A 13,536-nucleotide genomic window follows, 5' to 3' on the forward strand; every position below is an offset into this window, starting at 1 on the left:
TTTCAACCACTCTCGGACATTGGATTACAACGCACTAATGGCAAACAGGCTTACTCCCTTTAAATCTGGGTCGCCCAGCGAAACGGAGCTCTACTTAATAACCCCCGAGCATTTTTCGGCAATGAACCAACCCAGCAGGAGGCTTGGTAATGGCATCTTCAAGCGCTTGTCGTTTTTGCGTGGCCGTGCTGTTGTGTGCCACCACGTTACAGGGCTGGGCGGCGGTCACCGACCGCGCCGAACGGCGCCAGGCAGCACGGGAGGTGCGCCAGGAAACCCGTCAGGGTGCACGCCAGACCAAACAGGACTGCCGCCACGCCGACCAGAAGAGCAATGCCGGTTGCCGCCAGGACAAACGCCATACCAAACAGCAAGGGCGCGAGCGTGCCAGAGACATCAAGTACTGACCCTGCATCAACCACCCAGGGCGATGATGGCCAGAATCAGCGCGACCCCGACCAGCGTCATGACCACGCCAGTCAGCACCCCGCGGCCACCGGAATAGCGCGCCAACAGCCAGCCGGCGAGGAACAGCATGGCCAGGGCGACAAAGTTGGAGACCCGAATGGCGGTGCCGGTGTGTGCGGTCAACAGGAACGGGATGACCAACGGGAAAGTCGCCAGCACCACCAGCAAGAAGGTCGCCAGTGCCGCCTTGAAGTCCTGCAGGCCAAGGCGCGCGGGCATCGGGTGCCGGCCGTTGCGCATCAGGTGGACCCTGAGCAGTTCCAGGCCGTGTTCATCCACCACCTCGCCAATGCGCGCCGGCAGCGCGTCGGCAATCAGCTGGCGCCCCTCGCCCCCGTTCTCGTCGGCGAGCAGCCGGGCCAGCAAGGTGCGGCTGCGGGTCCGTTCGGTCCAGGTGCGCAGCAGGTAGATCACCGCATCGGCCAGGCCCCAGGCCAGGTTGCAGCCAAAGGCCGCGATCAGCATCAGGCGGGCATCTTCCCGGCCGGCCGTGGCCACACTGAGCGAACCGGTGAAGGTCGTGGCCATCAACAGGCCGAACATCACTTCGGTAATGCGATCGACGGGTTCCAGCAAACGTCCACTCATACACTGCCCCTCGGGGTGGGCCTGAACTGACGGATGCCATGTTTCAGACGAGCATGTTGCGCAGGCTTGCGCTCATGCGGGCAGGTAATACGCCACGGCAATGTTTTTCCAGCGTAGCGCAACTATGAAGGTGCTCAACTAACCCTTCATTGTTCAAGTGGCCGCTGAAACTCACCTCCCATCTATCCGCCGAGTGGTCACGGACTGGAAACGTGTAGAAGCCTCGATAGTCACTATCGACAACACCAATTTCTACCAGCCGCCAGCAATCAATAACCTAGCTCCATCGATTCCCATCACCCGAATCCTGGAGCTTCCACCGATGAACACCACGGCCCGCCTGCTGCTCGCTGCCCTCACCGCCACCACCATCGCCGTGCTCACCGGTTGCGCCAGCCACCCCGAACTGCGCCCCTACACCGCCGAGGAAACCCGCCAGTTGCAACTCGAGTCGATCCAGCGCCAAAGCCTGTCGCTGGACGAATACGAACTGCGTAAACGTGTTATCGAACGCTCCTCCAGCCAGCAGGTAGTCACCGAAACCGGCGAAGCTCAAACCGCCATCAAAGGCTGATCGCCCCCGTCGAGCGAGCCCAGGTATTCGAACAGCCGGGTTGCCTCAGGCGAAAGGCTCGCCTGTTCGGCCACCCCGACATACAGCGTACGCAACGCCCACGGGTCCTCCAGCACGATGGCCTGCAACTGCTGCCCAAGCAGCTCCGCTCGCACCGACGCCAGTGGCAGCACGCCAATCCCCAGCCCCGCCTCGATCATCCGGCAGATACCATCGAAACTGCTGACCTGAATCCGCACCTTGAGCAGCTTGCCATCGGCCAGCGCCGCCTCGCTGACCCGGCGCAGCAGTGAACTGCCCTGGTTCAATGCCACGAACTCGTAATCCAGCGCCTGGGCCAGGCGAATTCGCCGATGGCCGGCCAGGGCATGCCCGCTCGGCACCAGCAGCACCAACTGGTCGCGGCGGTAACAGCGCTTGTGAATACCCTCTGCGGCCACGTTGTCGGCGAAGATGCCGATATCCGCCGTGCCATGCAGCAGCGCTTGCACGATGTCATCACTGAGGGCTTCGTCCATGCCGATGCGCACGTGGGGGTTGCTGGCCAGGTAATGGGCCAGGTCCTGCGGCAGGAACTGGATCACTGCCGAGGTATTGGCCGTGAGCCGCACATGGCCGCGCACACCTGCGGCAAAGTCGTTGGCATCGCAGGCCATGCGGTTGACCCCATCGAGGATGTGCCGGGCATGTTCGGCAATGCCGCGCCCCGCCGCCGTGAGCTCGACGCCGCGAGGCAAGCGTTCGAGCAGCGCGCATTCGGTCTGGCGTTCAAGCTCGGCCAGACGCTTGCTGGCGGCCGACAGCGACATATTGGCCAGCCGCGCCGCCTGGGTCAGGTTGCGCGTATCAGCCACCAGCAACAGCAGGCGCAACGACAGCAAGTCCACATGCAACAGGTTCATGGCGCACCCCCAGCCTTTCGATTTGCGAAAGGGTACTGGAGAATTCGCCAATTTTCATCGGCGCGCCAGACGAGGACTATCGGCACATACCAACCACAAGAGCGGACAACGCCATGACCCTGCCGTTGCAAGGTATCAAGGTAGTCGAGATGGGCCAGCTGATCGCCGGGCCATTCGCTGCGAAGATGCTCGCCGAGTTCGGCGCCGAAGTGATCAAGATCGAACCGCCCGCCACGGGCGACCCCCTGCGCAAATGGCGCCTGCTGCACGGCGGCACGTCGGTGTGGTGGGCCGTACAGTCGCGCAACAAGCAATCGGTGACCCTCGACCTGCGCCAGCCCGAAGCGCGCGAGGTGGCCAGGCAGTTGATTGCAGAGGCCGACGTACTCATCGAAAACTTCCGCCCCGGCACCCTGGAGAACTGGGGCCTGGGCTGGGACGAACTGCACGCCCTCCACCCGAAGCTGGTGATGTTGCGGGTGTCCGGTTACGGCCAGACCGGCCCCTACCGCGACCGCCCAGGTTTTGGTGTGATTGGCGAAGCCATGGGCGGCCTGCGCCACCTGTCCGGGGAGCCAGGGCGCACTCCGGTGCGGGTCGGCGTGTCCATCGGTGACTCGCTGTCGGCCTTGCACGGCGTGATCGGCGTGCTCCTGGCCCTGCGCCACCGCGAGCAGCACGGCGGCCAGGGCCAGCAGGTGGATGTAGCGCTGTACGAGTCGGTGTTCAACATGATGGAAAGCCTGCTGCCCGAATACTCGGTGTTCCAGACTGTGCGCCAGCCGGCCGGCAGCAGCCTGCCGGGCATCGCACCGACCAACGCCTACCGCTGCCAGGATGGCAAGTACGCGCTGATCGCCGGCAACGGTGACAGCATCTACCGCCGCCTGATGGAAAAGATCGACCGCCTAGACCTGGCCACTGACCCGGCGCTCGCGCACAACGACGGCCGCGTGCTGCACGTGGCGCGCATCGACGCAGCCATCTCGGCATGGACGGCCGAGCGCCCGCTCGATGACGTGCTGGCGGCGCTGAACGATGCGCGCATCCCCGCCGGCAAGATCTACGACGCCCAGGACATCGCCAACGACCCGCACTACCAGGCCCGCGACATGTTGCTCGAGGCCCGGCTCGACGACGGCACGCCGGTGACCCTGCCCGGCATCGTACCCAAGTTGCTGGCCACGCCTGGCCAGGTCCGCAGCCCGGCACCGAAACTCGGTGAGCACACCGACCGCGTACTCGAAGCCCAGGGTATCGACGCCACCACCCGTGAGCTGTGGCGCAGCCGCGGCATCATCTAACAAGGAGCACAGCGCATGAAACGCCTGTACCTGCAGGAAGTCGCCACCCGCGACGGCTTCCAGAACGAAGCCACGTTCATCGACACCGCCGACAAGATCGCCATGGTCGATGCCCTGAGCCGCTGCGGCTTCGCCAAGATCGAGGTCACCTCGTTCACGTCGCCCAAGGCGATCCCGGCGCTGCGCGATGCCGAAGCGGTGATGCACGGCATCCGCCGCCAGCCCGGTGTCGAATACACCGTGCTGGTGCCCAATGTGCGTGGCGCCGAACGCGCCCTGGGCTGTGGCATCGACGAGGCCAACCTGGTGATGTCGGTCAGCGAACCGCACAACCGCTCCAACCTGCGCATGACCCGCGAGCAGTCGTTCGCCCAGCTGCGCGAAGTGATCGCGGTGATCGGCAACAGCCGCGTTGCGGTGAATGTCTCGCTGTCCACGGTGTTCGGCTGCCCGATGCAAGGTGACGTCAAGGAAGACGAAGTGCTCGGCTGGATTGACCGTTTCGCCCAACTGGGCGTACGCGGGGTGACCCTGTGCGACACCACGGGCATGGCCTTCCCGTCACAGGTGCAGCAGTTGAGTGCGCGCGTGCTGGCGCGCTTTCCACAGTTGCAGGTCACCCTGCACTTCCACGACACCCGCGGCATGGCCCTGGCCAATACCCTGGCGGCACTGCAAGCCGGGGTCGACCGCTTCGACGCCTCGCTCGGCGGCCTTGGCGGTTGCCCGTATGCGCCCGGGGCCAGCGGCAACGTCTGCACCGAAGACCTGTTGCACATGCTGACCCTGATGGGCTATGACACCGCGGTAGACCTGGACCAAGTGCTGGCCGCGTCGGCGCGCCTGCCCGGCCTGGTCGGCCACGCCACGCCGAGCCAGGTGCTCAAGGCCGGCAAGCGCCTGGATTTGCACCCGATCCCGCAACACGTGCAGACCCTGAGCAGGCAAGTCGTCTCGACCCTCACGGAGGCCACCCAATGATCAACCACCTGGACCACCTGGTACTGACCACCTGCGACGTCGACGCCTGCTGCGACTTCTATACCCGCGTGCTGGGCATGCAACGGGAAAACTTCGGCGCCGGCCGCCTGGCGTTTCGCTTCGGCCAGCAGAAGATCAACGTGCATGTGCGCGGCCATGAGTTCGAGCCCAAGGCCCATCTGCCGGTGCCGGGCGCGCTGGACCTGTGCCTCATCGCCAGCATCCCCCTGCAAGCCGTGATCGCCCGGTTGCACGAGGCGCAATGGCCGATCGTCGAAGGCCCGGTGCAGCGCACTGGCGCTACGGGCCCGATCCGCTCGGTGTATGTGCGCGACCCGGACCTGAACCTGATCGAGATCGCCGAACGCCTTCCCGCCTGACAGCCCTGCAGAGGTACCCCATGAACATCGTTTTTCTCGACGGTGCGAGCCTGCCTGCGCCCTTGAATCGCCCGGCCCAGGCCAGCCGCTATGAAGTACGCACCAGCACCACGAGCGCAGAAGTGCTCGACGCCCTGGCCGACGCCCAGGTGGCGATCACCAACAAGGTCAGCCTGCAGCGCAGCCAGCTGGAGCGCCTGCCGGCGCTGAAGCTGATCTGTGTGGCCGCGACCGGCTACGACTGCATCGACTTGGCGGCCTGCCGTGACCTGGGCATCAGCGTGTGCAACGTGCCGGCGTATTCGGCCGTGAGCGTGGCCGAGTCGGTGATCGCCTCGCTGTTCGCCCTGCGCCGGCACCTGTTCGCCTACCGCCAGGCGGCGGTGAGCACCTGGTCAACCTCCAGCCACTTCTGCGTCCACCAGGCGCCGATCAACGATATCCAGGGCATGACCCTGGGCATCGTCGGCCGCGGTGACATCGGCAGCCGCGTCGCACGCCTGGCCAAGGCACTGGGGATGAACGTGCTGTTCGCCGAGCACCAGGGCGCCAGCACCGTGCGCGAAGGCTATGTGGCCTTCGACGACCTGCTGCAACAGGCCGACGCCATCACCCTGCACTGCCCGCTGACGCCGCGCACCCGCCAACTGATCGGCGCTGCGCAGCTGGCCCGGATGAAGCCCGGCGCCTTGCTGATCAATACCGCCCGCGGGCCGCTGGTGGATGAACACGCCCTGCTCGCCGCCTTGCTCGATGGCCACCTGGGCGGTGCCGCGCTGGATGTGCTGGACGGCGAGCCGCCGCGTGCCGATCACCCGCTGCTGCAAGCCGGGCTGCCCAACCTGCTGCTCACCCCGCATGTGGCCTGGGCCAGCCAGAGCAGCGTGGCGCGCCTGAAGCAGGTGCTGCTGGCCAATATCGAAGCGTTCGCCAAGGGGCAGCCGATCAACCTGGTTTCCTAGCGAGCGCGCCCTTTGCAGGAGCGGCCTTGTGTCGCGAAAGGGTCGCGCAGCGGCCCCGCCAATGGTCGCGGTGAAGCTGAAATCCCGGGCGCGCTGCGCCCCCCCTTTCGCGACACAAGGCCGCGCCTACAAGACCGTGCGCAAATCAACAAGTACAAGGCAGAGCACCATGACAACAACAATCAGCTCGACAAACGACCTGCCGGCCATCCGCCGCAAACCGTTGTACCAGCACCTGTACGTGCAAGTGCTGGCCGCCATCGCCCTGGGTATTCTGCTCGGCCATTTCAGCCCTGGGCTGGGCGAGCAGATGAAGCCACTGGGCGATACCTTCATCAAACTGATCAAGATGCTCATCGCACCGATCATCTTCTGCACGGTGGTCAGTGGCATCGCCGGCATGCAGAGCCTCAAGCGCATCGGCCGCATCGGCTTCAAGGCGCTGGTGTACTTCGAGGTGCTGACCACCATCGCCCTGGTCATCGGCCTGATCGGCGTCAACCTGCTCAAGCCGGGCGTGGGCATGCACATCGACCCGGCCACCCTCGACGCCAGCGCCATCGCCGGCTACAGCAAGGCGGCCCACGACCAGAGCGTGGTCGGCTTCCTGACCCACATCGTGCCGAGCACGGTGTTCGGCGCCTTCAGCGAAGGCGACATCCTTCAGGTGCTGTTCATCTCCGTGCTGTTCGCTTTCGGCCTGCAACTGCTCGGCGATGTCGGCAAACCCTTGCTCGACACCCTCGACCTGGTGGCCAAGGCGTTCTTCCGCATGCTCAAGATCGTCATGTACGTGGCGCCGCTGGGGGCGTTCGGCGGCATGGCGTTCACCGTTGGCAAGTACGGCGTGCAGTCGCTAAGTGCTTATGGGCATCTGCTGCTGTGCTACTACCTGACCGGGCTGGTGTTCGTCTTCGTGGTGCTGAACCTGGTTGCCCGCCTGGCCGGCTTCAGCCTCTGGAAGTTCCTCAAGTACATCCGCGAAGAGCTGGTACTGGTACTCGGCACCTCATCTTCCGAGTCAGCGCTGCCGCGACTGATGGGCAAGCTGGAAAAACTCGGCTGCGAGAAATCCACGGTGGGCCTGGTGGTGCCGTCCGGCTACTGCTTCAACCTCGACGGCAGCTGCATCAACATGACCGTGCTGGCGATCTTCATTGCCCAGGCACTGGATATCGATGTGTCGCTCTACCACCAGGTGACCTTGCTGCTGATCCTGCTGCTGACCTCCAAGGGCGCAGCCAGCGTCACCGGCGGCGCCTTCATCACCCTGGCAGCCACGCTCGGCTCGCTGGATGTCATCCCCGCCGCCGGGCTGGTCCTGGTGCTGGGTATCTATCGCTTCATCTCCGAAGGCGGTGCGCTGATCAACGTGATTGGCAATGGCGTCGCCACATTGTTCGTCGCCCGCTGGGACGGCGCACTGGATCGCGAGCAGCTCGAACGCGAGCTGGGTTGAGGGTTTGCACCCCGGCCGTCCGTCCGCGCCTGCCACGCACAGGTACGGGCGGCTGGCCGAGGTGCACTCGGCAAAGGTATGCTTGGCCGCTCAAGAGCAAGCCTTCCAGGACGGTGACCATGATCAGGCCCTTTCTGTTGGTGACCGCGGCACTCCTCTCAAGCCCGGCACTGCACGCGCAACAGATCCAGCGCCAACTGGGCGATTTCGACTTCAAGCTCGGCACCACACCCTCGCGCAGCATGGCCCAAGGGTTGATCTCGCCGAGCGCAGTGGGCGCCTTCCACGGCGGCCTGGACCTCAGCCACCCCAGCGGCTGGTACCTCGGCCAGTACGCACCCAGCATGGGCGTCACGCCCGATTCCACCCTGCGCCTGGACAGCTATACCGGCTACAAGCATCACTTCGACAGCACCCTGGGCTATGAAGTGGGGCTGATCCACTACAGCCAACCGAACATCGCCGGCCCCGACAGCTACGCCCTGTACGGCGGCATTTCGATGCTCGGCAGCCGCTTCGGCGGCGCCTGGCGCGACAACCCGGGCAACCGCACCGGCACGCTGTTCGCCGACTTTGGCCAGCTGCCGCTGTTCAATGTCGACCTGACCGTCAAGCTCGCCCACCACCGCCTGGGCACCCCCTTCACCATCGGCGACGGTAGCCAGATCAGCGGGTTTTCCGACTGGTCGCTGGAGCTGTCACGGCCGTGGCTGGGCATCGACCTCAACCTGATCTACAGCAACTCCGACCTCAGCGGCAGCGGCTGCGACGCCTATGCCGGCATCAACACCTATTGCGAAAGCATGGTTACCCTCAAGGCCCAGCGCAGCTTCTTCTAACGTGGCCTGGCCGGCAGCAGCGCCAGCGCCACGCCACCCAGCACCACCAGCGAGGCGAGCAGCAGGCGCAGCGACATCGCTTCGCCGATCAGCAGCACGCCACCCAGCGCGGCGATGACCGGCACACTGAGCTGCATCGTCGCCGCCTGTTGGGCACCGACCTGTTTCACCACCCCGTACCACATCGCATAGCCTGCGCCGGAACAGAAACGCCGCCCCGCTGGCCAGGCGCAGCACAGTGAACGACTCGGCATCGATTGCCCCATCGCACAAGGCCAGGCGGCAGAAGATCGAATTGGCAGCGAAGGCCACAAGGCTGAACAGGGCGGGCCAGAGCCAGGATCGTTTACCGTGGCCGGCGATGGTTGTAGTGCGGGCACTCAGGGTGTTGACACCGCTGAGGTGGAAATTCTTGTTTGTCCGTCGTTGTAGAGCCTTTATCGTTCTTTAACAACAGCTGATCATGGGCGGGCCGCTACAGCCAACCCTGCAACTCCAGGAAAACCGCCATGCTCCCGGACCGCCTGAACGCCGACCTGACCCTGCCCGCCATCATGCACGGTGCCGACCTGCCCTGGCTGGCCAGCCCACTGCCTGGCGTCGAGCGCCGTCCGCTGTTTCGCATCGGTGGCGAGAAGGCCCGCGCCACCAGTCTGGTGCGTTATGCCCCCGGCAGCCATTTCAGCGCCCACCCGCACCCTGGCGGCGAAGAATTTGTGGTACTGGAAGGCGTCTTCGAGGATGAGCGCGGTCGCTACCCGGCTGGCAGTTATGTGCGCAACCCACCAGGCAGCGCGCACACGCCGAAGTCCAGCGAGGGTTGCACGATCTTCGTCCGCCTGCAGCAGTTTCACCCCGACGATGACCAGCAGCTGGTCGCAACGGTATCGGCGCAGGGCGACCAGGTGCTGTTTTCGAACGCCTACGAACAGGTGTGTATCAAGCACCTGCAACCCAGCGCCGCTGTTCACCTGGACAACCCGCGCGGCCTTGAATGCCTGCTTTTGCAAGGCAGCCTGGACGGTGCGCAGTTCAGCCTGCAACCTTTGAGCTGGATTCGCCTTCCAGCAGGCACTCCCTTGCACGCTTGCGCCGGCCCGCAGGGCGCACGCCTATGGTGCAAGGACGCCGCGCCTACCCTGGGGCTTTCATGATGAAGCAGTTTTGACGGGAGATACTTTCTCCGCGTGACGATGGATAGTCACGCGTTCGCTGCCTTTTCTGGACTTGGCCTTTCCCGCATACAACGCATCCCAACCCTTCATCGCAAGCGCTACCGTCCTTGGAATGGGCTTCTCTCCACTTCGGTAGTAGGCCAGCATTCGACGACTCAAGCCCAGCTCTTGCGCTGCTCGGTCCAACGTCATCCCGTGTTTTGCCATCCAGTTCCAGAGATGCTCGTGCGAGCACTCGCCAGCCTGTTCCACAGCCCGCGCACGGAGGTTGTCGGCAGCCAGTTCCAGATTGTCGTCGTTGGCCCAGATGACAGTGTCCTTCCACTCCCCTATTGCTGCGGTTGCAAAAACGGCGGGATTCGAGAGTCTGTGCAAGGTCGGATGCCTGGCGATGATTTCGTCCAGTTTCACCGGAAGCTGTTCACCGTCCGCGAAAGTCAACAGCAAGGAACTGGGGGCGAAAACCGCAATGTCTTTCAGCTGGAAATGCCTGTTGGTCATTGATTCAACTCCTTCCATTTGGCAAGCAGTTGAGGTCTGTTCTGCGAGGCCCATTCAATCGCTTCACACAGCTCCCGCCTTGAAACCGCCGAGCCGCCAAAGCCCGTCAGCAGTGACAGATCCTCAATCGCTATCAGTGCCTGGCGACCATCATTGAACCTTACATGAAAATGAGGTGGCGCATGATCATTCGCGTACATGCAAATCGAACAATCAGACAGCCGATGGATCGTAGGCATAGGAAGAGTATAGAGTGCAATAGTTGCACCGAACAGTAGCACCCTGATTCGCTACGCTCATCTGTGAAAATGTAAGTACTGCTTTCAGCGAAACTCGCCCTGTCAGTATCAAGCTCCAGGCATCAACGTCGCAATCAACGCCCGCACCGTCCCCGGCAACGCCTCCAGTTCACGCACCAGGATGCTCCGCTCGCGCACCGCCCATGGCTCATCCAGGCAGATGGTGACCAGCTCCATGGTCTGGCTGTGCCGCAGCGCAGCCGACTCGGGGATGATGCCAATGCCCACCCCCGCCTCCACCAGACGGCAGATCGCCTCGAAGCTCGACAGCTGAATGCGCAGCGACAGGTTCAGGCCCATGCGTTCCACATGGTCACGCAGGAAGCTCAACAAGGTGCTGCCGTCGTGCAAACCGATATGCTGGAAGTCCAGGGTCTGCTTCAACGACACCGTCTTGCGGCCTGCCAGCTCATGGCCCGCCGGCACGATCAGCACCAGGCGGTCGGTGCTGAAGTGCATCACCTGCAGGCCGCTGGCCTCCACGGGCCCTGCGATGATGCCCATGTCGCTGCTGCCATCGAGCACACCACGCACGATGTCCCGCGACAGGCGCTCCTGCAGGTCGACGGTCACCCCAGGGCGCTTGGCCATGAAGCCGGCTAGCACTTCGGGCAGGAACTCGGTGACGGCAGTGGTGTTGGCGAAGATGCGGATATGCCCGGCCAGGTCGGTGCCGAACTGGGTGAACTCGGCTTTGAGGTAGTCGACCTGGCGCATGATCAGGCGGGCATGCATCAGCAGCTTGTGCCCCGCCGGGGTCAGCTCCACGCCACGGCTGTCACGGTAAAGCAGACGCGTGTCGAGCTGGGCTTCCAGCGCCTTGACCCGCGCACTGGCTGCTGCCGGCGAAAGGAACGCCCGACGCGCACCCTGGGTCAGGCTCGGCGACTCGCCGATATGGATGAAAAGCCGCAGGTCTGCCAGGTCGAAATGCATGTGAGGCTCCGGTTGTGGCCCGTGCAGGCCAATACATGGCGTTCAGCATACATGAACGCTGCCTTACACAAATGCAAATTCACAGAATGCCAGGCGCCTCGCATGATCGGCCCATAACAACAAATGCAGAGGCCCATGGTTATGACTGCTTCCCACCCGCCCATCGACTACAGCGCCTGGATCGGCCGCACGGAAGAGGCCGTCGATGAGCTCAGCCGCAACCTGATCAAGCGCATCGCCGCCACCTTCGGTGACACCGCACCCGCCGTCGGCCAACCCCTGCCACCGTTGTGGATGTGGTGCTTCTTCCAGGAGCCGCTGGCCGAAGCGCAACTGGGCGCTGACGGCCACCCGGCACGCGGCGGCTTCCTGCCCCCGGCCGACAACCGCAACCGCATGTGGGCCGGCGGGCGGGTCGAATTCATCGCCCCGCTCAAGGTCGGTGCCGAGGCCCATCGCCTGTCGACCCTCCTGCACATCGAGGAAAAGCACGGTCGCACCGGCGCCTTGCTGTTCGTCACCGTGCGCCACGACTACTCGCAGCACGGTGAATTATGCGTGCGTGAAGAGCAGGACATCGTCTACCGCGAGCCCAACCCGCCCAGGCTCGACAGCGCCCCGGCCGATGCACCGGCCGACTGGCGCGAAGCGGTAACGCCGACGCCGACCCTGCTGTTCCGTTACTCCGCCGTGACCTTCAACGGCCACCGCATCCACTACGACTTCCCCTACGTCACCGACACCGAAGGCTACGCCGGCCTGGTGGTGCATGGCCCGATGATCGCCACCTTGAACCTGCGTGCGTTCATCCGCGCCAACCCTGGCAGGCAGGTGCGCCATTTCGCCTACCGCGGCGTGCGCCCGCTGACCGTGCCCACGCCATTCGAAGTGGCCGGCCGCATCACCGCGCCAGGCCAGGCACAGCTGTGGGCCGGCAATGCCGACGGCGTGGCGCAAAGCGCCGACGTGCTTTTCGACTGATACCAGACAGGGAACACCCGCATGCATACGTACGACAGCGATGACCTCAATGCCATCCGCGAAGGCGTGCGCGCCTTGTGCGCCGAATTCGACGCCAGCTACTGGCGCAAGGTCGATGAAGAAAAGGGCTTCCCGGAAGCCTTCGTCAAAGCCATGACCGACGCCGGCTGGCTGTCGGCGATGATCCCGGAAGCTTACGGCGGCTCGGGCCTGGGCCTGGCAGAGGCGTCGGTGATACTCGAAGAGGTGAACGCCTGCGGCGGCAACTCCGGCACCGTGCACGGGCAGATGTACAACATGTTCACCCTGCTGCGCCATGGCAGCGAGGAACAGAAGCGTCACTACCTGCCCAAGCTCGCCACCGGCGAATTGCGCCTGCAGTCGATGGGCGTGACCGAGCCCACCACCGGCACCGATACCACCAAGATCAAGACCACTGCCGTGCGCCAGGGCGACAAATACGTGATCAATGGCCAAAAGGTGTGGATCTCGCGCATCCAGCACTCGGACCTGATGATCCTGCTGGCGCGCACCACGCCGCTGGCTGAGGTGAAGAAAAAATCCGAGGGCATGTCGATCTTCCTGGTCGACCTGCGTGAAGCCATCGGCAACGGCCTGACCGTGCAGCCGATCGCCAACATGGTCAACCACGAGACCAACGAACTGTTCTTCGACAACCTCGAACTGCCCGCCAGCAGCCTGATCGGCGAGGAAGGCAAAGGCTTCCGCTACATCCTTGACGGCCTCAATGCCGAACGCACGCTGATCGCCGCCGAGTGCATCGGCGATGGCCGCTGGTTCGTCGAAAAAGCCAGTGCCTACGCCCGTGACCGCGTGGTGTTCGGCCGCCCGATCGGGCAGAACCAAGGCGTGCAGTTCCCCATCGCCGAGGCCCACATCGAAATCGAGGCCGCCGACCTGATGCGCTGGCGCGCCTGCGCCGAATACGACAGCGGGCAGAACGCCGGGGCCAGCGCCAACATGGCCAAGTACCTGGCAGCCAAGGCCTCGTGGGAAGCGGCCAACGCCTGCCTGCAGACACACGGGGGGTTCGGCTTTGCCTGCGAATACGACGTCGAGCGCAAGTTCCGCGAAACCCGCCTGTACCAGGTGGCGCCGATCTCCACCAACCTGATCCTGTCCTACGTAGCCGAGCACCTGCTCGAGCTGCCGCGCAGCTTCTGAGG

Annotated in this window: 17 protein-coding genes; 11 read left to right on the forward strand and 6 right to left on the reverse strand. The window is 64.2% G+C overall.

Annotated features, from left to right (window positions below; translation table 11 throughout):
- Window positions 1–149 precede the first annotated feature (149 nt).
- On the forward strand, window positions 150–407 hold the full coding sequence (locus tag H040_RS06025) for a hypothetical protein (RefSeq protein WP_033696543.1): 258 nt from the start codon (window positions 150–152) through the stop codon (window positions 405–407).
- Between the two features lie 7 nt (window positions 408–414).
- On the opposite strand, the gene H040_RS06030 is transcribed toward H040_RS06025, so the two are convergent.
- A complete protein-coding gene (locus H040_RS06030; protein WP_027920339.1) occupies window positions 415–1,056 on the reverse strand; it encodes a VIT1/CCC1 transporter family protein in 642 nt (213 codons plus the stop codon).
- 322 nt (window positions 1,057–1,378) lie between these two features.
- Here H040_RS06030 and H040_RS06035 point away from each other — a divergent pair, with 322 nt between their 5' ends.
- Complete coding sequence (locus H040_RS06035; protein ID WP_027920340.1) at window positions 1,379–1,630, forward strand: hypothetical protein; 252 nt, start codon at window positions 1,379–1,381, stop codon at window positions 1,628–1,630.
- Here the strand turns inward: H040_RS06035 and H040_RS06040 are convergent.
- Window positions 1,609–2,532 (reverse strand): LysR family transcriptional regulator, encoded by a 924-nt coding sequence (locus H040_RS06040; protein ID WP_027920341.1) that lies wholly within the window; start codon window positions 2,530–2,532, stop codon window positions 1,609–1,611. The two genes, H040_RS06035 and H040_RS06040, sit on opposite strands and share 22 nt — an antisense overlap.
- A gap of 113 nt (window positions 2,533–2,645) precedes the next feature.
- Between H040_RS06040 and H040_RS06045 the strand changes: the two genes are divergently transcribed.
- The 6 genes from H040_RS06045 (at window position 2,646) to H040_RS06070 (ending at window position 8,457) form a co-directional block, all read left to right on the forward strand.
- Entirely contained in the window at window positions 2,646–3,836 is a 1,191-nt protein-coding gene (locus H040_RS06045) for a CaiB/BaiF CoA transferase family protein (RefSeq protein ID WP_027920342.1), read from the forward strand.
- A 15-nt stretch (window positions 3,837–3,851) separates the two neighbouring features.
- Window positions 3,852–4,817 carry a hydroxymethylglutaryl-CoA lyase gene (locus tag H040_RS06050; RefSeq protein WP_027920343.1) on the forward strand — a complete coding sequence of 322 codons (966 nt, stop codon included), beginning with the start codon at window positions 3,852–3,854 and terminating at the stop codon, window positions 4,815–4,817.
- Window positions 4,814–5,197, forward strand: coding sequence for a VOC family protein (locus H040_RS06055; protein WP_027920344.1), 384 nt, complete (start codon window positions 4,814–4,816; stop codon window positions 5,195–5,197). The genes H040_RS06050 and H040_RS06055 overlap by 4 nt, the downstream gene beginning before the upstream one ends.
- 20 nt (window positions 5,198–5,217) lie before the next feature.
- Window positions 5,218–6,159, forward strand: coding sequence for a D-2-hydroxyacid dehydrogenase (locus H040_RS06060; RefSeq protein ID WP_027920345.1), 942 nt, complete (start codon window positions 5,218–5,220; stop codon window positions 6,157–6,159).
- A gap of 169 nt (window positions 6,160–6,328) precedes the next feature.
- A complete protein-coding gene (gene dctA / locus H040_RS06065; RefSeq protein ID WP_027920346.1) occupies window positions 6,329–7,618 on the forward strand; it encodes a C4-dicarboxylate transporter DctA in 1,290 nt (429 codons plus the stop codon).
- Between the two features lie 119 nt (window positions 7,619–7,737).
- Complete coding sequence (locus tag H040_RS06070; protein WP_027920347.1) at window positions 7,738–8,457, forward strand: TorF family putative porin; 720 nt, start codon at window positions 7,738–7,740, stop codon at window positions 8,455–8,457.
- Here H040_RS06070 and H040_RS06075 read toward each other — a convergent pair.
- Window positions 8,454–8,711: an EamA family transporter gene (locus H040_RS06075; RefSeq protein ID WP_081784335.1), complete on the reverse strand. Its 258-nt coding sequence runs from the start codon at window positions 8,709–8,711 to the stop codon at window positions 8,454–8,456. The genes H040_RS06070 and H040_RS06075 overlap by 4 nt on opposite strands.
- A gap of 255 nt (window positions 8,712–8,966) precedes the next feature.
- Here H040_RS06075 and H040_RS06080 point away from each other — a divergent pair, with 255 nt between their 5' ends.
- Window positions 8,967–9,611, forward strand: coding sequence for a cupin domain-containing protein (locus H040_RS06080; RefSeq protein WP_027920349.1), 645 nt, complete (start codon window positions 8,967–8,969; stop codon window positions 9,609–9,611).
- Here the strand turns inward: H040_RS06080 and H040_RS06085 are convergent.
- From H040_RS06085 to H040_RS06095, 3 genes are all read right to left on the reverse strand, one after another.
- Complete coding sequence (locus tag H040_RS06085; protein ID WP_027920350.1) at window positions 9,606–10,133, reverse strand: helix-turn-helix domain-containing protein; 528 nt, start codon at window positions 10,131–10,133, stop codon at window positions 9,606–9,608. The two genes, H040_RS06080 and H040_RS06085, sit on opposite strands and share 6 nt — an antisense overlap.
- Window positions 10,130–10,372, reverse strand: coding sequence for a DUF4160 domain-containing protein (locus H040_RS06090; RefSeq protein ID WP_079230521.1), 243 nt, complete (start codon window positions 10,370–10,372; stop codon window positions 10,130–10,132). Before H040_RS06090 ends, H040_RS06085 begins: the two co-directional genes overlap by 4 nt.
- Window positions 10,373–10,480: 108 nt before the next feature.
- Window positions 10,481–11,368 (reverse strand): LysR family transcriptional regulator, encoded by an 888-nt coding sequence (locus tag H040_RS06095; protein ID WP_027920351.1) that lies wholly within the window; start codon window positions 11,366–11,368, stop codon window positions 10,481–10,483.
- Window positions 11,369–11,509: 141 nt separating this feature from the next.
- Between H040_RS06095 and H040_RS06100 the strand changes: the two genes are divergently transcribed.
- Window positions 11,510–12,349 (forward strand): FAS1-like dehydratase domain-containing protein, encoded by an 840-nt coding sequence (locus H040_RS06100; protein ID WP_027920352.1) that lies wholly within the window; start codon window positions 11,510–11,512, stop codon window positions 12,347–12,349.
- A 21-nt stretch (window positions 12,350–12,370) separates the two neighbouring features.
- Window positions 12,371–13,534 (forward strand): acyl-CoA dehydrogenase family protein, encoded by a 1,164-nt coding sequence (locus H040_RS06105; protein ID WP_027920353.1) that lies wholly within the window; start codon window positions 12,371–12,373, stop codon window positions 13,532–13,534.
- Window positions 13,535–13,536: the final 2 nt, after the last annotated feature.

The organism is Pseudomonas sp. URMO17WK12:I7 (assembly GCF_003269045.1).
Classification (GTDB): domain Bacteria; phylum Pseudomonadota; class Gammaproteobacteria; order Pseudomonadales; family Pseudomonadaceae; genus Aquipseudomonas; species Aquipseudomonas putida_J.

Coding starts and splice junctions, on each gene's coding strand:
- H040_RS06025 (WP_033696543.1), top strand. CDS start 150: ATGGCATCTTCAAGCGCTTGTCGTTTTTGCGTGGCCGTGCTGTTGTGT.
- H040_RS06030 (WP_027920339.1), bottom strand. CDS start 1,056: ATGAGTGGACGTTTGCTGGAACCCGTCGATCGCATTACCGAAGTGATG.
- H040_RS06035 (WP_027920340.1), top strand. CDS start 1,379: ATGAACACCACGGCCCGCCTGCTGCTCGCTGCCCTCACCGCCACCACC.
- H040_RS06040 (WP_027920341.1), bottom strand. CDS start 2,532: ATGAACCTGTTGCATGTGGACTTGCTGTCGTTGCGCCTGCTGTTGCTG.
- H040_RS06045 (WP_027920342.1), top strand. CDS start 2,646: ATGACCCTGCCGTTGCAAGGTATCAAGGTAGTCGAGATGGGCCAGCTG.
- H040_RS06050 (WP_027920343.1), top strand. CDS start 3,852: ATGAAACGCCTGTACCTGCAGGAAGTCGCCACCCGCGACGGCTTCCAG.
- H040_RS06055 (WP_027920344.1), top strand. CDS start 4,814: ATGATCAACCACCTGGACCACCTGGTACTGACCACCTGCGACGTCGAC.
- H040_RS06060 (WP_027920345.1), top strand. CDS start 5,218: ATGAACATCGTTTTTCTCGACGGTGCGAGCCTGCCTGCGCCCTTGAAT.
- dctA (WP_027920346.1), top strand. CDS start 6,329: ATGACAACAACAATCAGCTCGACAAACGACCTGCCGGCCATCCGCCGC.
- H040_RS06070 (WP_027920347.1), top strand. CDS start 7,738: ATGATCAGGCCCTTTCTGTTGGTGACCGCGGCACTCCTCTCAAGCCCG.
- H040_RS06075 (WP_081784335.1), bottom strand. CDS start 8,711: ATGCCGAGTCGTTCACTGTGCTGCGCCTGGCCAGCGGGGCGGCGTTTC.
- H040_RS06080 (WP_027920349.1), top strand. CDS start 8,967: ATGCTCCCGGACCGCCTGAACGCCGACCTGACCCTGCCCGCCATCATG.
- H040_RS06085 (WP_027920350.1), bottom strand. CDS start 10,133: ATGACCAACAGGCATTTCCAGCTGAAAGACATTGCGGTTTTCGCCCCC.
- H040_RS06090 (WP_079230521.1), bottom strand. CDS start 10,372: ATGCCTACGATCCATCGGCTGTCTGATTGTTCGATTTGCATGTACGCG.
- H040_RS06095 (WP_027920351.1), bottom strand. CDS start 11,368: ATGCATTTCGACCTGGCAGACCTGCGGCTTTTCATCCATATCGGCGAG.
- H040_RS06100 (WP_027920352.1), top strand. CDS start 11,510: ATGACTGCTTCCCACCCGCCCATCGACTACAGCGCCTGGATCGGCCGC.
- H040_RS06105 (WP_027920353.1), top strand. CDS start 12,371: ATGCATACGTACGACAGCGATGACCTCAATGCCATCCGCGAAGGCGTG.